The organism is Paenibacillus sp. NMA1017 (assembly GCF_058895805.1).
On the sequence record NZ_JBZXYR010000002.1, the window covers coordinates 610,050 to 626,925 of the forward strand.

General features: G+C 45.3%; 14 protein-coding genes. All 14 read right to left on the minus strand.

The genetic code is table 11. The annotated features are described in order from the left end of the window. Nucleotides 1-48 precede the first annotated feature (48 nt). The 14 genes from AC5ELV_RS08000 to AC5ELV_RS08065 all read right to left on the minus strand — a co-directional run bounded on the left by AC5ELV_RS08000 (nucleotide 49) and on the right by AC5ELV_RS08065 (nucleotide 16,709). Complete coding sequence (locus tag AC5ELV_RS08000; RefSeq protein WP_250239533.1) at nucleotides 49-1,965, minus strand: stage V sporulation protein D; 1,917 nt, start codon at nucleotides 1,963-1,965, stop codon at nucleotides 49-51. 81 nt (nucleotides 1,966-2,046) lie between these two features. Further along, nucleotides 2,047-4,401, minus strand: coding sequence for a penicillin-binding transpeptidase domain-containing protein (locus AC5ELV_RS08005; protein WP_493429780.1), 2,355 nt, complete (start codon nucleotides 4,399-4,401; stop codon nucleotides 2,047-2,049). A gap of 61 nt (nucleotides 4,402-4,462) precedes the next feature. Beyond that, nucleotides 4,463-4,843, minus strand: a complete 381-nt coding sequence (locus tag AC5ELV_RS08010) for a type VI secretion system membrane subunit TssM (RefSeq protein ID WP_029517759.1) — start codon at nucleotides 4,841-4,843, stop codon at nucleotides 4,463-4,465. 24 nt (nucleotides 4,844-4,867) lie between these two features. Continuing rightward, complete coding sequence (rsmH, locus tag AC5ELV_RS08015; protein ID WP_493429781.1) at nucleotides 4,868-5,818, minus strand: 16S rRNA (cytosine(1402)-N(4))-methyltransferase RsmH; 951 nt, start codon at nucleotides 5,816-5,818, stop codon at nucleotides 4,868-4,870. Between the two features lie 17 nt (nucleotides 5,819-5,835). Next, a complete protein-coding gene (gene mraZ / locus AC5ELV_RS08020; protein ID WP_493429871.1) occupies nucleotides 5,836-6,273 on the minus strand; it encodes a division/cell wall cluster transcriptional repressor MraZ in 438 nt (145 codons plus the stop codon). 332 nt (nucleotides 6,274-6,605) lie between these two features. Further along, nucleotides 6,606-7,871: an adenosylhomocysteinase gene (locus AC5ELV_RS08025; RefSeq protein ID WP_318627862.1), complete on the minus strand. Its 1,266-nt coding sequence runs from the start codon at nucleotides 7,869-7,871 to the stop codon at nucleotides 6,606-6,608. Nucleotides 7,872-7,935: 64 nt separating this feature from the next. Further along, nucleotides 7,936-9,567: a bacillithiol biosynthesis cysteine-adding enzyme BshC gene (gene bshC / locus AC5ELV_RS08030; protein WP_493429782.1), complete on the minus strand. Its 1,632-nt coding sequence runs from the start codon at nucleotides 9,565-9,567 to the stop codon at nucleotides 7,936-7,938. Between the two features lie 122 nt (nucleotides 9,568-9,689). Then, nucleotides 9,690-10,628: an ABC transporter ATP-binding protein gene (locus tag AC5ELV_RS08035; RefSeq protein ID WP_444952858.1), complete on the minus strand. Its 939-nt coding sequence runs from the start codon at nucleotides 10,626-10,628 to the stop codon at nucleotides 9,690-9,692. Nucleotides 10,629-10,639: 11 nt separating this feature from the next. Then, on the minus strand, nucleotides 10,640-11,590 hold the full coding sequence (locus tag AC5ELV_RS08040) for an ABC transporter permease (RefSeq protein WP_013311103.1): 951 nt from the start codon (nucleotides 11,588-11,590) through the stop codon (nucleotides 10,640-10,642). 4 nt (nucleotides 11,591-11,594) lie between these two features. Next, entirely contained in the window at nucleotides 11,595-12,527 is a 933-nt protein-coding gene (locus AC5ELV_RS08045; RefSeq protein ID WP_023989458.1) for an ABC transporter permease, read from the minus strand. Between the two features lie 197 nt (nucleotides 12,528-12,724). Continuing rightward, nucleotides 12,725-14,425, minus strand: a complete 1,701-nt coding sequence (locus AC5ELV_RS08050; RefSeq protein ID WP_493429783.1) for a peptide ABC transporter substrate-binding protein — start codon at nucleotides 14,423-14,425, stop codon at nucleotides 12,725-12,727. A 153-nt stretch (nucleotides 14,426-14,578) separates the two neighbouring features. Further along, a complete protein-coding gene (locus AC5ELV_RS08055; protein ID WP_493429784.1) occupies nucleotides 14,579-14,968 on the minus strand; it encodes a DUF3397 domain-containing protein in 390 nt (129 codons plus the stop codon). Between the two features lie 4 nt (nucleotides 14,969-14,972). Continuing rightward, the gene (locus tag AC5ELV_RS08060) at nucleotides 14,973-15,932 is read right to left on the minus strand and encodes a ketopantoate reductase family protein (protein WP_493429785.1); all 960 of its coding nucleotides are present in this window, start codon (nucleotides 15,930-15,932) and stop codon (nucleotides 14,973-14,975) included. A gap of 126 nt (nucleotides 15,933-16,058) precedes the next feature. Continuing rightward, the gene (locus AC5ELV_RS08065) at nucleotides 16,059-16,709 is read right to left on the minus strand and encodes an RsfA family transcriptional regulator (protein ID WP_493429786.1); all 651 of its coding nucleotides are present in this window, start codon (nucleotides 16,707-16,709) and stop codon (nucleotides 16,059-16,061) included. Nucleotides 16,710-16,876 lie beyond the last annotated feature (167 nt).

Genomic DNA, 16,876 nt, shown 5'->3' on the forward strand with positions numbered 1-16,876 from the left:
TCCTCCATTGCTCTCTCGTTATTCATAGTATGGTATAAAATGAACCTATCAATCCCCCATGTAAATACGGATCGTTGATCCCCGCTCCAATCTGGAGCCCGGCTTCGGCGCCTGACTCACGACCGTCTTGCCTGACCCGGATTTTACGAGCATAAAGTTCATATTCATATCTTCGTACAAATCAGCTACAGTAGCACCTACCAGATCAGGTACCGTTTCGATTGGATTTTCTCCATACTTGTACTCTTTGGCAATTTGATTGGTGCGAGGTGGTATTTTCAAGGCAATCAGCGCGTCTTTTAAAATATTTTGCACGATTGGCGCAGCAACCACCCCGCCGAATTGAATGCCCTTCGGGTTATCGACAGCGGTATAGACGACGATTTGCGGATCATCCGCCGGTGCAAAACCAATAAAGGATACAATATGCTCCGAGGAAGAATAACGCCCGTTAATCACCTTTTGTGCTGTCCCCGTTTTACCACCCACCCGGTAGCCTTCAATGAAAGCAGGACGACCTGTACCTTTAGCAACGACGCTTTCCAGCGCTTCCCTTACCTGTCGGGAGGTTTCCTCTGAAATAACCCTACGTACCAGTTCTGGTTCTACTTTTTCCAGCACTTTTCCGGTTCCCGGCTGAACCCAACCTTTTGTAATGTGAGGCTTATAAAGATTACCGCCATTGATTGCCGCTGATACAGCCGTAACCTGCTGGATCGGAGTGACAGACACCCCTTGACCAAAAGCGGTTGTCGCCAGCTCTACAGGACCGACCTGAGGAAGCTTGAACAAAATGCCGTTGCCCTCACCAATCATGTCAATCCCCGTTTTGCTGCCGAAGCCAAAATTGCGAATGTATTTGAACAGTGTTTCTTTACCTAATCGCTGCCCTAATGTTACAAAACCGGGGTTGCAAGAATTCTCCACCACTTGAAGGAACGTTTGGCTTCCATGTCCGCCTTTCTTCCAGCAACGCAGGCGTGCTCCACCGACTTCAATATATCCCGGATCAAAAAAACGGTCATTTTTGAGATTGACCTTCTTTTCTTCCAAGGCAGCCGCCAGTGTAATAATTTTGAAGGTAGACCCAGGTTCATATGTCATCCAGATAGGCAGATTTCGATTGTAGATTTCAGGCGCATATTGCTTGTATAGCGCTGGCTCATAGCTTGGTCGTCCAGCCATGCCTAATATTTCACCCGTCTTAGGGTTCATAGCTATAGACAACGCGGACTTCGCCTGAAATTTGACCATGGCTTGGTCAAGCTCCCGTTCCATAATGGACTGTACAGACTTATCAATGGTTAATTGTAAATTCAGTCCATCCTTCGGTTCAATGTATTTTTCAGAAGAACCAGGCATCAGACGACCACCTGCATCCGATAAATACGCAATGCTTCCGTCGATTCCCCGAAGCTTACTGTTTTGCTGCTTCTCTACGCCTGTCAGCCCTTGATTATCAATTCCAGTAAACCCAAGAATATGAGCCGCTAGATCACCATAAGGATAATAACGTTTGTTGTCTTCAGCAACAACGATACCCGGCAGCTTCAAATCACGAATTTGCTGCGCTTTCTCCATCGTAATTTTTCGTCCGCCGGGCTGAAGTTTTTGGCTTGCTGTTCGTTTGGTAATCAGCTTGAGCACTTTATCCTCACTCATATCCAGCAAGGGCGCCAGCCTGCGTGCCGTTTCTTCCGGCTTCTTAATTTGTACTGGTATCGCCATGACTGTCGGCGAACTGACATTGTAGGTCAGCGCCGTACCCTGACGATCCAAAATTTCGCCACGCTTGGCGGCAAATGGAATATTGCGGCGCCACGAATCCTCAGCCTTGGCCGAGAGCTCGCCTCCTTTACCCAATTGAACATAGGCGAGCCGGATCGACAAGGCCGCAAACAGTACAAATAATCCCATTAGCCCCCATACCAGCCTCCGCCGCATGGTCACGTTAGATTTTTTCAAACGCGCTCCCTCCGTTCCTCAAATACTCATGACATGTCTTACCTCATGAATATTCAAAAGAACGGACATTAGAACAAGCTATCAGTTATCCTCGCCTTTAATCGCAGCAGCACTTTTCTCATCTGCAACAGCCGATATTCCTCTCTTAGGAGTTCCCACGGCTGTTCCAGCCTCGGCAGTAGTACCAGATTCGGTTTTAGTATCGGCCTCCGTTTTTGTTGCGCTGCCAGTCTGGTTAGCTGCAACTCCATTGGTCGAGTCCTGTGTTTCCTCCGGTTTCACTCCGGTCACCGTTTCTTTGGCCGGCTGAAGCGTCACACTGACAATCCGCTTTCCATTTACCATTTGCGCCTTTTGAGAGACAACATAACCTTCGCCGCTTACCTGCACACCAACCTTCATAAGCGTCAGAACTTGAAGTGTGTCACGCAACGAAACACCTGTAAAATCAGGAATAGTCATGTTGGCACTATCCTCAGTCAGCAAGTAAATGCGTTGTCCGGGTTTCATTTTGACGCCTGCTTCAGGATACTGGCGAACAATTTTGGAGCCTTTGCCTACCGTTTCATAGGCAATCCCCTGTTTGAGCAATGCGTTTTGCGCATCCTTCTTCACCTGACCAGTTAATTGTGGTACCGTTGGCAAATTCACCGTTTTTACAACAGCGCCACCTGACTTATTCGTTTTAGTTCCCGTTTTTGGAACACCCATATATTGCAACGATTGGGATACGATTTTTTTAAATACAGGTGCTGCTGCTGTACCGCCGCCTACCGATTTGTTAGGTTCGTCCATAACAACCAAAACAGCTATTTTCGGATCATTTACCGGTGCAAAACCTATAAAGGACACGACATCCTTCGAATGGTCATATACTTTTCCGACGACCTTTGTCGCTGTACCTGTTTTACCAGCTACACGATATCCGTCAATATAAGCAAGGCGTCCCGTACCAATTTCTTGGTCAGATACGACCTGCTCCAGATAGCTGCTTGTCTGGACTGCCGATTCCCGAGTAATCACTTGGCGAACTTCCTTCGGTTGAATCGTCTGAACTTCGCCTGTATCTGGGTTCATGATTTCCTTCACCAGATGAGGCTGCATCAGCTTCCCCCCGTTAGCAATTGCCGAGATGGCCGCTACCTGCTGGATTGGCGTCACCTGAACACGTCCGTGTCCATATGAAGCCGTTGCGACCTCGGATTTGTACTGGGTATGGAATGTAATAGCTCCGGTAGACTCACTCGGAAGATCAATGCCCGTTTTCACGCCGAATCCAAAATTATTAATATATTTTTTCAGTCTCTCGCCACCCAACTTATCCAGTCCCAGATGGACGAAACCGACGTTACTTGAGCGCTTGACTCCCTGAAGATAGGTTAACGTTCCCCAGTTGCGGCTTACATCACGAATATCCCAGCCTCCGACCCGAATCATACCAGATTGGTAAGATTCATTTGGATTGAACACCTTTTCTTGAACCGCAGCTGCCAAGGTGACAATCTTAAACGTGGAGCCAGGCTCGTAGATAGATTGAGTAGCATTATTACGGAAATATTCCAAGGGTGTACTCCCATATGTATTGGGATTAAAATTCGGATAAGTTGCCATACCAAGAACATCCATCGTCTGGGGATCAGCAGCTACTACAGTCATCGTTTTCGGGTTGTATTTTGCAATAGCTTCCTGCATGGCGTCCTCTATATAATACTGAATCGTATCGTCAATCGTCAGCTTTAAATTTTTACCATTTTGTGCCGGCTCATAGACACTTTCCGATCCTTGCAGAGGAACTCCCTTCCGATCCCGCTGATACAGCAGCTTTCCAGCCGTGCCCGAGAGCTCTTTATCATAATAAGCTTCCAACCCCATACCTGCTGTGCCATCTTTTCTTTGATAGCCAAGAACATGGGAAGCCAACTTATTTTCCGGATAATAGCGTTTGGATTCTTGAACAGTGTCCACAGCTCCAATTACTTCATACTTATCCTTTAAATACTCTTTAAACGTATCCACTTGTGCCTTGATCTCAGGATCTACCTTCCAGCCCCCATTACGAATCTCGCGATTTTTTAAGTAGTTCCCCTTTTTATCCTTTGCAGAAAGATGTCCTCTCAGCTCATCTTCAGGCGTTTTGAGTAACTGGTGCAGCTTGGCTACAACTTCATTTTCCAGATCATACTCCTGAATGATACTAGGATTGACAACTACCGTATAAGCCGGTGCATCCGTAGCCAATACGTTCCCTTTACGGTCCGTAATGGTTCCACGCTTGGGCTGAATCACCTGATCTCTTTCTACTTGAGTAACTACCTGGTTATGCCAGTACTCCCCGCTCACAACTTGAATCCAAAATACCTTAAGTAGCAGAACAAGAAAAAAGAGGGTAATACATCCCCCTATCAGCAGTGTGCGAAGCTTTATTCTTTTGACCATAGCTCAAACCTCTCTGCAAAAAAAATGTACGTCAGAGCATAGCTTGATGCTATGCCCTTAACTATTTGGCAGCCTGCTTTTCCACACGAATGGGCTCTCTTGTTGGTTCGATATATCCCTGTTCCTTTGCAGTCGGCACGATCTGATTTTCCAGACGCTCCTTTTGAATCTTCAGTTGGGCGATATTGGTCTGTAATTTGGAAATGTCCTTGCTTGCCGTATTAATCGAATAATTGATTTGATAAATGTGAGCGTATCTGCCAATCAACATACCAGCAATGACAATGCACGCTACAAGTGTCAATAGATACAGCAGCTTTTCTCGAATCGGCAGCTCTCTGCGGCGTGTAACGACTTTGGTGGTCTCACGATACCGTTGTTGCTGAACCTGTTCCTGACGGGCTCTTTCTTTTACAGCCAAATTACCGCGTGTATAAGCCATGTCGCCTCTCCTTCTCCATTAAATTTACAATTTTTCGGCAACTCTCAGCTTCGCTGACCGGGACCGTGGATTAAGCTCCAATTCCTGCTCTGACGCCACAATCGGCTTACGGTTCACCAGCTTCAGATCGCCTATTATTTTGTCCTCCAAAATAGGCAAATCAGATGGATAGATGCTTTTCGCCAAATACTCCTTGAAAATATGCTTGCATATCCGATCCTCCAGAGAATGGAATGTAATGACCGAAATTCTGCCTCCTGGAGCCAGACATCTTATTGCCTGATGCAAAGTATCTTCCAGTGCACCCAGCTCATCATTCACAGCAATCCGCAAAGCCTGGAAACTGCGTTTAGCCGGATGTCCCCCGGTTCTGCGTGCCGCAGCCGGAATTCCTTCTTTGATAATATCGACAAGTTCCCCTGTTGTGTGAATAGGCTTGTTCAATCGACGTTCAATCATGATCTTCGCGATCCGTCGTGAAAACTTCTCTTCTCCGTAATGAAACAAAATACGCGCAATCTCTGCTTCCGACCATTCATTGACAATTTCGTAAGCCGTAAGCGAGCTACTCTGATCCATCCGCATATCAAGCGGCGCATCATGATTGTAGCTAAATCCCCGTTCCCCCTCATCGAACTGGGGCGAGGATACACCCAGATCGAACAAAATACCCTGGACCTGCGGGACGCCGTCTTTTTCGGGCAATCCCAGTTCGGCCAGCTTGTCCTGCAAGTGGCGGAAGTTGGATTTCACTAATGAAATCTTTCCTTCATAGGCTGACAGCTTCTCTCGCGCATTGTTCAATGCCCAGTCGTCCTGATCAAAGGCAATGAGCCTTCCCTCAGGGCCAAGCTGTGATGCAATGACGGAACTGTGTCCTGCCCCTCCCAACGTGCAGTCCACATAAATCCCGTCCTGCCTGATGTTTAGTGCCTGTGTTGCTTCTTCTTTGAGTACGGTAATGTGGTGAAACAAACGGCTGACCTCCTAAATTACAATTCAAAGTTGAAATCAACCAATTTCTCAGCAATGTCGTTAAATGCTTCTTCTGATTGGTTGAAATATTGCTCCCAAGTATGCTTGCTCCAAATCTCTACACGGGTGGACACTCCCAATACGACGCACTCTTTAGTAAGCTTGGCGTATTCGCACAAATTCCCCGGTAAATTTACCCTGCCCTGTTTGTCCAATTCGCATTCAGTCGCCCCCGAGAAAAAAAAACGGGTAAACGCCCGCGCATCGGCCTTCATCAGAGGCAGTGCTTTAAGTTTTTTCTCCATGACAGCCCACTCATCCATGGGATACACGAAGAGGCATTGGTCCAGCCCGCGGGTAATCACGAACGAGGCACCGAGAAGTTCACGAAACTTGGCCGGTACAGTAAGCCGACCCTTCTCATCAATGCTATGTTGGAACTCCCCCATAAACATTGGTTTCGTCACCCCTTACCCCATTCTCCCACTTTGGCCCACTTTCCACCACCTAAGCATAATAGATTCGCTTTAAAAAATCAAAGACCTCTTTTTCATTACCAAAAAGTGATAGAAGCCCGATCCATACCATTATGTCTGTTATTGTAGCCCTACGTCACAAGATGCAAAAAAGCCCCTTATCCTATGAAGCCGGCCCCCGACAATATGCATCAGGTTTCGAAACAACACGGAATAAAGGGCTTACTCTCTGTCCATTATGTCAACCTAAACAAACACTTGCAATAAAAACGCAACACTTTTGCAGCAGACATCGTGACGAAAAAATCCGATTACGCGTTCCAGCTGTCCAAATAGACCTTTTGGTCTTCAGTTAACGTGTCAATTTGGATTCCCAGACTATCAAGCTTGAATCGAGCTACCTGCTCATCAATTTCATAAGGTACATTAATAACGGCTTTGCCAAGCTCATTATAACGATCATTCACATATTTCAAGCCAAGCGCCTGAAGCGCAAATGTCGTATCCATAATTTCCGCAGGATGACCATCGGCAGCGGCTAGATTCACCAGGCGTCCTTCTGCCAGCAAATACATTTTGCGTCCATCTTTAAAGCGATATTCCTCGATATTGCGACGCACTGTACGAATGGATTCAGAACGTTTAGCAAGCTCAGGCTTACTAACCTCCACATCAAAATGCCCTGCGTTACACAGCACAGCTCCATCCTTCATCACATCAAAGTGTTCTCCTGTAATTACAGCCTTGTTTCCAGTTACTGTAATAAAGAAATCACCCAGTTTGGCAGCCTCTACCATCGGCAACACATGGAAACCATCCATATGGGCTTCTACTGCCTTGATTGGATCAACTTCTGTTACAACAACGTTGGCTCCCAACCCTTTCGCACGCATTGCAACCCCTTTGCCACACCAGCCATAACCTACCACAACCACTGTACTTCCTGCCACAACCAGATTAGTCGTACGAATAATGCCGTCGAAAGCTGACTGTCCTGTACCATAGCGGTTGTCAAACAAATATTTGCAATAAGCATCATTAACAGCCACCATTGGAAAGTGGAGTTGCCCTTCTTTTTCCAATGCCTTCAAACGAATAATACCAGTAGTTGTCTCCTCTGCTCCCCCACGGATCGTAGAAATCAGATCAGGCCGTTCGGATTGCAACAGAGTAACCAAGTCACCACCATCATCTATAATGAGGTCCGGCTTTGTTTCCAGTGCCTTGATTTGCAAATTCTTGAATTCTTCTGGGTCTGGATTGTATTTAGCTAATACTGTAACGCCATCTTCAACTAATGCGGCGCAAACATCATCTTGTGTGGACAATGGATTACTCCCCGTAATAGTTACCTGCGCTCCACCTGCTTGTACCACTTTAGCCAGGTAAGCCGTTTTGGCCTCCAGATGTAGACAGATGGTTACCTTCAGACCAGCAAAAGGCTGCTCTTGCTCAAATTGTTGACGTATACGGTTCAATACCGGCATATGGGCTTCTACCCAATCAATTTTCAAATGACCTTCAGGGGCCAATTTAAGATCGTGAACTATGCTATTTTGCAGAGAATGGGAAGTCATACTTTGTTTCCTCCTTCATATTGGTTAAATTTGCACCATGATAAATCCTATATAAAATAATAAATCACACATAAATAACACGATGCGTACCCGTCAGATCCAATGGTACATTCATAATCATATCAATCAGGCTGAGACCATGACGGTTCAGAAAATGATAGATCGTATACGCCCGCTCCTGCGGCTGTCCAAACGGAAAAATCGACCATTCAATACGGTCCCACTGGCGAAGTGCTGTTTCATTTTGCCGAAGCAACGCTTCCTGAACTTTTGCCTCCAGATAGGCGATCTGTGCCAGAATCTTATCGCGGTTGGTTTGTCCGAGCCGTAGCAAACCTTTTTCAATCAAACCTGTCTGCTGCAGAAGCGGTTCGTACATGCGGACAAAAGCTTCCTTAGCCCCGGAAAACTGATCCTGCATTCCAAGCTGATCTAGAGTGGCGATCCATTGCTTTTTCCGTTCCTCAAGTCCGTCTCTAACTTGACCAAAACTCAATTCATACTTAAGCATATGCTTCTCCACACCTGGCTCTACCAACGTAAAAGACATTCGTGGCAGCAGTATCGGCATCTGCATCTCCAACACCCCGAAAGCATCCCGTGTAATCGCCCAGTAAGCAATCTCTCCTAGACCCAGCACAGATGCCAGCACCGGAAACAGTGAATCCTGCATTATAGGACGAGTTAGCACATTGTTACTAAAACGTTCGGGATGTCTATCTATCTCTTCAAGCAGTTCATCCACAGTAAACGCCACCAGACCGTGCCGATCCGTGAATAGCCCAGCTTTTTTGAAAAGCAGCAAGCGTTCATCTTCATAGATATAAAAGAGATTCGCGCCACCTTCATGCACATCGGCTTGTAAATGATATCCATAATCTACGATCCGAGCAGCAGTCGTCCGGTAAGCCTGCTCCAACTCATCATTGTGCTGAACCAGTTGCTTAAAAACGGATGCTTCCAGCTTGCGTAGCGAAGGATCTGCAGAATCCAAGAGTACTAATCCATAGGTGCCGAACAAAAGGCCCAGCAACTTGGCAAAGGCTTCACTCAGTCCATATGAATCCGTTAGCCCGTTCTCAATCATGCACATTATATCAGCCTTATGTTCTGAATCTGGTAAGCTTTGCTCTATATCCGCTATCGCTTGCTTCCACTCAACAGTGTCAACTTTAATGGCACTAACCGAAGAACGGCGTTCAGGTTGCTTATTCAGCTTGATTTTGACGGCTTGTGGGTCATTTGCCATTACGTATGTATGATTGACCTCGTCCCAGTCATGATCTTCGCCAGCAATCCAGAAGACGGGAATAACCGGACGTCCAAGCCGTTCCTCAGCTTCTCTCGCCGCCTTAATTAGGGTAGCAGCTTTGTAAATGACCAGCATCGGACCTGTGAACAATCCGCTTTGCTGCCCGCCAGCTACTACTAAGGCATCTGGACTTTCCAGACGGTCCAATGAAGCACGAACCGCCTCATACGAATTGTACTTCTCATTGTATATACGAAGACATGCTACGACATCCTTACGGCTTAATCGCAGATGCCCCGTCTTATCCAGCCACTTCGCCCGTTGGGCATAAGCATCGGCGTGCAGCACATTATATTCATACAAGTCGCTTGCGCGTCCTGTACCCTGTATATAATCTTCTGCCAAAGCCGACCCTTCGCGAAGCATTTCCGGAATTATTTTCATGGGTCTGCCTCCTGTCTCCACCAAAACCTTACTGCTTGATTGTACCGAAAGCCCATGTCCACGTCAAAGCTTCCTACAAAAAAAACCGCCGAATAACTCGGCGGTTGGTGCATAAAACAAGATCAGGCGTAAGGCTCAGCTACAAAATGTCCTTTAGACACTTCGATGAGCGTGGCATTTTCCAGGTTATAAGCCCCTGTCTTATTGCCAGATGCATCATGAATCGGGCCTGCTTGGTCGCCTGGCATAATAATCCGTTTTTTGTTGGCTTCTACTTCTGGATCAGGAAGTGGGATCGCCGACAAAAGCATTTTCGTATAAGGATGGATCGGATTTGCATACAACTCAGCGCTTTCTGCAAGCTCAACCATTCTACCCATATACATTACAGCTACCCGATCACTGATGTGCTTGACCATCGACAGATCATGCGCTATAAACAGGTATGTCAGACCCAAACGCTCTTGAAGCTCTTTTAGCAGGTTGACAACCTGAGCCTGGATAGATACGTCAAGAGCTGAAATCGGCTCATCACAAATGATGAATTTAGGATTAACCGCTAGTGCGCGTGCAATACCGATCCGTTGACGTTGACCACCAGAAAACTCATGCGGATAGCGTGTTGCATGGTCAGGGTTCAAGCCAACCAGATCAAGTAACTCTTCAATCCGTTTCTTACGTTCTGCACGGCTACCCGCCATATTGTGAATATCCAGTGCCTCACCAATAATATCGGAAACGGTAAAACGCGGGTTCAATGATGCATACGGATCTTGAAAGATCATCTGCATATCACGGCGCATTGCTTTCATTTTACCCGGTGATAATTTGTAAATATCCGTACCGTTAAAACGTACGCTACCTGCTGTAGGTTCATACAAGCGCAAAATCGTACGACCCGCTGTAGATTTACCACAGCCGGATTCGCCCACCATACCGAGCGTTTCACCCTCGCGAATATAGAAATTCAGGTTGTCCACCGCTTTGAGCACACGGTTTTTGCCAACATTAAAATACTTTTTAAGACCTTCAACCTCAATTAAATTGTTGCTACTCACCATGATCTCACCTCCTATTTCTTCAACTTCGGATCAAGCGCATCACGCAAGCCGTCGCCAAAAAGGTTGAACGCAAGCATAATCAAACTGATCAAACCTGCCGGGAAAAGCATCCGCCACGGGTAATACATCCACCCGGTCAGAGCTGATTCAATCATTGAACCCAGCGACGCCTGAGGAGCCTGTACCCCTAATCCAAGGAAGCTCAGGAATGCCTCAGAGAAAATAGCACTCGGAACTGTCAGAGTCAAAGTGACAATGATCGGTCCTACCGCATTAGGCAACAAGTGACGGAACAGCAAACGACCTGCACCTGCACCCATTGAACGGGAAGCGAGTACGAATTCTCGGTTTTTAAGTTGTAACATCTCACCACGTACAATCCACGACATATTAATCCACCCCGTTACACAGAGCGCAATAATAATTGTAGTGATACTTGGCTCCAGTACAACCAGCAACAGGATCGTAACAAGCAGGTAAGGAATGGAGTACAAGATTTCAGAAAATTTATTCATGATTTCATCAACGCGGCCACCAAAGTAACCCATAATACCACCATAAATTACACCAATCATCAAGTCAATCATTGCAGCAGCCAAACCAATAATCAAGGAAATCCGAGCGCCCATCCAAGTACGTACAAACATATCACGTCCCAGATCATCTGTTCCGAACCAATGTTCCGCCGAAGGAGGAAGATTGGTGCTCAACAAATCATTGGTGCGGTCATCGTATGGGGACAGCATCGGCCCAACAATTGAAGCAAGCACAATGAGAACCAAAACACTCAAGCTCGTCATTGCCAGTTTATTTTTACGAAGTCGCTCCCAAGCATCTCGCCAAGCGGACAAGCTTTCGCGCTGAATAACTTCAGACTGCTTTTCATCCGCCCCGACCTTCTGGAAATCTTCCGGTTTCACCTGAAGCTTATCCAAGTTCACAGCATTATCTTTAACAGACATAAAGTTATCCCTCCTTCCCGCCAGTAAGCTTAATCCGCGGATCAATAAATCCATATGCAATATCTGTAATAAAACGCGCCACCATCAGCAATATACCGTAAAAAATAGTAACTCCCATAATCATGGTATAATCGCGGGTTGTAATACTATCTACGAATACCTTACCAATACCACCAATCCCGAAGATACGTTCAATAACAACTGAACCCGTAATAATATTGGCCGTCATGGGTCCCACATAGGTAACAACCGGCAGAATAGCATTACGTACAACGTGTTTGAACATAATCGTAATGGATTTCAAGCCTTTAGCCTTGGCAGTCTTAATGTAATCCGCATGAAGCACTTCCAGCATGCTGGAACGCGTTAGTCGAGCGATAAACGCAATCGGGGAAGCAGATAGAGCTGCAACAGGCAGAACGTAATCCATCGGACCGTCAAAGCCCATAACATTAAACCAACCTAACTGTTGAGCGAAGAAAAATTGAATCAACGATGCTAGAACGAAGCTGGGAACCGCAATTCCCATGATAGCTAACACCATTGCAACGTTATCTATTAGCCTACGATGATACAAAGCTGCCAGCATACCTAGCAAGAGACCGACAATTATCGACACGATTATGGCAACAAAACCTAGTTTGAGGGAAACCGTAAAAGTTTGTCCGATAATGTCAGTTACACTTTGATTCAGCTTTTTCATAGAAATACCAAAATCACCTGAAGCAATATCACCTAAGTATTTAAAATATTGGACATATACAGGCTTATCCAGCCCATATTGCTCCATTAACCGGGCTTGAATCTCAGGAGAAGTCGCTTTTTCACTCATGAAGGGGTTACCCGGAATTGCTTTCATGAGAAAAAACGTCGCAGAGATCAGAATGAACAAAGATAGCAGCATATAGAAAAATTTACTGATCAAATAACGCGTCATTGCCCGTTTACACCCCCCATAAATTTTTTTCGACACCATTCGATTTTATCGAAATAGAATTGGACTGTCCAATCTACTTATTTGCATGGTTACATGATGATGGAAAAGACCATGACACACAAAAAAAACGGGATATATATGGTTCTATCCACATATATATCCCGAAGTAACTATCAAACTTCAGAATCGAGCTTTAGTTACTGTGTAATATACGCTCTTGTGAAATCAACTGCTCCACTAAAGTCAAGCCCAATGTCTTTTACATTCGGTTTCGTTAAAGAAACATTTGAGTAGTAGTAGATTGGAAGCATTACCATATCGTCTTGAACCAGAATTTTCTCCGCTTTCGCAAAATCTTCCATGCGTTTTGCTGGATCAGTTTCTGTCTTAGCTGCTTGAATCAAAGCATCATATGCTGGGTTAGCATAACCTGCATTGTTGTTGCCGTTGCCTGTTGTCCACATATCCAGGAATGTCATTGGATCATTATAGTCAGCAGACCATCCACCACGAGCGATTTGGAAATTCAGCTTGTTACGTGTTTGGATAAATACGCCCCACTCTTGGTTTTGGGTTTTGATGTCCACACCAAGGTTTTTCTTCCACATATCAGCAACTGCCAAAGCAATCTTTTGGTGACTCTCACTGGAGTTATACAGCAATGTTACCGGAGGAAGTGTAGTTACGCCTTCTTCCTTCATACCTTCTTGAAGCAATTTTTTCGCTTCTGTGAAGTCTTCTTTGAAGTAATCATCTTTGTGCTCAGTACGGAATTCTTGTGATACTCCTTTAATACCTGGAGGTACAAAGCCGTATGCAGGAATTTGACCGCCCAATGTTACTCTTTCAACGATTGGTTGGCGTTCAATAGCCATCGCAAACGCTTTACGGACTTTAACATTATTAAATGGTTTTTCAGTTACATTAAACAGATAGTAGTACGTACTTGCGATCCCTTTTGCCTTAAATTCGTTAGGCAGTTCTTTTTTCACAGCCGGAATTTGGTCGGTAGGAATTTCACCGTTTGGCATACCGGCGTAATCAAGTTGTCCACTTCTGTAAGAAGCCAGCTCTGTTGCACCGCTGTTTACAAGGGACATCGTAATTTTGTTCAGTTTGATTTCATCTTTACCCCAATAGTTTTCACTTTTGGTTACTTCGATCTTTTGACCACTGTCCCAAGTCGTTAATGTGTAAGGTCCGTTAGTAATCATGCTATCTTTCTTAACAGCCCACTTGTCATTACCTTTAACAGAAGGATTTACAGGATAGAAAGTGTAGAAAGAAGTCAATCCCAAGAAGTAAGGAGTTGGGTGCTCCAGCTCTACTTGCAATGTATGATCGTCAACCGCTTTAACACCTACATCTTTAAAGTCTGTAACTTTAGTGCCTTTAAAAGATTTCGAAGTGCTCAGGTTGTAACCCTCAGCATTTTTGATATAGTACAATTGGTAAGCATATGGAGGTGCAGGAGCCGTGGAAGGATCCAATACCCGTTGCCAAGCAAAAACGAAGTCGCTTGCTTTGACTGGGTCGCCATTACTCCATTTTGCAGTATCACGAAGCTTGAACGTATAGGTTTTGCCGTCATCGGAAATTTTCCAAGATTCAGCTACGCCAGGGATTTCTTTGCCGTCAGGACCCATGCGTACGAGACCTTCATACAAAGTTTTCAGAACCGTGTTAGTTTGACTATCCTGAGCTTGTGCCGGATCGAACGTTGGCGGCTCGGATGCAAGGTTAATGCGCAAAATTTGCTTGTCGGCCGCAGCCGGCGTAGTCGAGGTGTTTTCTTGTGCGCCCTTACCATTGGTATCGTTCTTGCCGCCGCAACCTGCGAGCAGTGCGCCAACTGCAAGAATGAGTGTCAAAAGGACTAAAAAGCTTTTCCTTTTCATCTAGCGTTTTCCCCCTAGTTCTAAAGTGGTATATGTTTATAGATTATACAACCAGCGGTCAAAAAAATCTACATTACATTTCTTCAAATTGAGCTTTTTTTTCAAAAAAACATGATTAATTCATATTTTTTCACCTTTTGATGTCACCTTATATCACATGGCGTTGAATATATTCTTAAATATACCAACAACAGTCAACAAAATATACGCCAATGTCATCGCTATAAAGGTTAATCTCCAGACCGCTCTACATAATCTTTTACCATCAACCTTCCCTTTTATTCGATTTTGAGCTCCTCCAATTAAACCCAATGCCAGTAATAGGAGCAGTAGAATCAAATAAAAACCGAATCGAGATGTAAAAATGACGTTAAAGAGTGCTGCGACGGAAAATATCAGAAATAACGTGGTAATATCCATAGAAGTAAGTAACGATTTCTTTTTTTCCATTTTGAGAATGTAGCGACAAACCGCAAACACGATCAAAAACGGAAAAAAGGGAAGAATACTGAAAGTGATAATAGTACCTTGTATAAGACTCAACTGATCACCCCTCTTTTAGCCGCATGCCTTCAATTAATTGCCACAATACCTCATGAGTTGGTGCAGTAACTCCAGCCAGATCTGCCATCTGCACCAGTTGTCCGTTAATGGAAGCAACCTCTGTCATGGACTGTGCAAGGACATCAGCTAGCATGGACGAGTGATTTTCTGCCGTCGCCCGGCATACATTCATAATTTGCTCCCACCATGCGTTTTCCCAGTGGATACCATGAGCCTCATATACTTGAATGCCTTCATCGTACAGCCTGCGCATCATATGTATTCGAATAGGGTCCGAAAGCAGCTCGCCATTACGAACTCGCCATACCGCTGTCAGCGGATTGATCACAGCATTGATCAACAACTTGCGATACATACCGTTCTCGATTTCTTTCGACAAGCAAACGTCAAATCCTGCTGCAAGCAGCCGATTTAGCACACATTGATTAAAATTATTGTTCTTCGACTCCTCCTCTTCCTCCGAACATCCTATTTCAGTAACACCCGATCCTGCATGTACAATAGATGCTACCCCCTGCCTCTTGGCTCCTTCAGTCGTCACAGCAGGGTATATCACCGCTTTAGGCCAAGCCTTTCTAATGCGTTCTATATGGCCGATTCCATTCTGTAAGCAAACAATTCCTGTATCTCTATCCATTTGAGCTGCAGGCTGGATCTGTTCTAATACTTCCTCAATCGCCCCCTGTTTGGTCATAAGCATTATCCATCGTGCCGGAGCCTGTGAATTTAACCGTTGCCAATCTGCCAATGGCGCTACCTTCAATTTATCCCCAGACACATGTACTGCCGCCTGTCCCTCCTTATCAAACACAGTAATCCCTTCACGAACAATGACGCGCGCCTGTTCAAATGTACGCGTCCACAGCCTTACTTTTGTACCCGAGGCAGACAACCTCCCGGCAAACAACAATCCCAGCGAACCCGCTCCAATAATATCAATCACTTTTGTATCGTCTCGCTTCCATCTTTTTTTCTACTATATCATACGCACTCTAAAGAAATACAAAAAACGCCAACTACAGCAAAGCGCTAGTTGACGTTTTATTTCAGAATTGCAGATGTAATCTTGTTACTCAATGCGCTCCAGATTCCCATTGGCGTCCATTTTGAATCTGGATTTAAGCTCTTCCTCATCTTCAGTGATTAGAGCCAAGCGCCGAGCCCGGTCCATAATCTGAATCAGAGCTTTATAATCATCATTCACAACACGATAGTCGGTTTGCACATCATTTACTTCTTTGGACAACCGGTCATTAATGGAGCGAAGCTGATTCAATTCTTCTTCCTTTTCCCGTAAATCTTTCTCCAGCATCTTAATCTGCCGATTCGTTTCCTGGACGGATCCCTTCCATTGGCGCAAGAAGCGAATTACTGCATCAATAGATAACGTATCCTCACTCGCACCATCCGTTCTGTAGCCACCTTCGACTGTATCAAGCGAGGCAAAAGCCGCAACCTGTGATACACCCACCGGGTTCTGTTTGCGGATATAACTGCGCTTCTGGCGCTGTGCTTTGGCAATGCCAATCGCTTCATCGTAACGTTTGCGTACGCAACTGTTCCAACGAAAGCCGCATGCTGCAGAGGTTCTTCCTATTTTTTGTCCAACCTCCTCAAACGCAGCGAGCTGCGTTCCACCTTCACGGATATGCCGCAATGTCACCTCCGCTAATATCAAGTCATCTTCCACACTCCATGCATCTTGTCTTATTGCAGTCATGCCTCTAGCCCTCCTAACAACATCCTGAAATAACCGTCTTCATGAACCGATCCTGCCGGTATTTGAATAGGGTATAAAAGCTGTTTATTCATTCCTATGCCTCTCGTAGAGTTCATAGAATCTATTTGATACTAAATTGTATTTCCATTTCTGCAAGAACTCATACG

What these genes read in the sequence shown, in the direction of transcription:
- AC5ELV_RS08040 (WP_013311103.1), bottom strand. Translation starts at nt 11,590, where the DNA reads ATGTCTGTTAAAGATAATGCTGTGAACTTGGATAAGCTTCAGGTGAAA.
- mraZ (WP_493429871.1), bottom strand. Translation starts at nt 6,273, where the DNA reads ATGTTTATGGGGGAGTTCCAACATAGCATTGATGAGAAGGGTCGGCTT.
- AC5ELV_RS08065 (WP_493429786.1), bottom strand. Translation starts at nt 16,709, where the DNA reads ATGACTGCAATAAGACAAGATGCATGGAGTGTGGAAGATGACTTGATA.
- bshC (WP_493429782.1), bottom strand. Translation starts at nt 9,567, where the DNA reads ATGAAAATAATTCCGGAAATGCTTCGCGAAGGGTCGGCTTTGGCAGAA.
- AC5ELV_RS08025 (WP_318627862.1), bottom strand. Translation starts at nt 7,871, where the DNA reads ATGACTTCCCATTCTCTGCAAAATAGCATAGTTCACGATCTTAAATTG.
- AC5ELV_RS08035 (WP_444952858.1), bottom strand. Translation starts at nt 10,628, where the DNA reads ATGGTGAGTAGCAACAATTTAATTGAGGTTGAAGGTCTTAAAAAGTAT.
- AC5ELV_RS08010 (WP_029517759.1), bottom strand. Translation starts at nt 4,843, where the DNA reads ATGGCTTATACACGCGGTAATTTGGCTGTAAAAGAAAGAGCCCGTCAG.
- AC5ELV_RS08050 (WP_493429783.1), bottom strand. Translation starts at nt 14,425, where the DNA reads ATGAAAAGGAAAAGCTTTTTAGTCCTTTTGACACTCATTCTTGCAGTT.
- AC5ELV_RS08005 (WP_493429780.1), bottom strand. Translation starts at nt 4,401, where the DNA reads ATGGTCAAAAGAATAAAGCTTCGCACACTGCTGATAGGGGGATGTATT.
- AC5ELV_RS08045 (WP_023989458.1), bottom strand. Translation starts at nt 12,527, where the DNA reads ATGACGCGTTATTTGATCAGTAAATTTTTCTATATGCTGCTATCTTTG.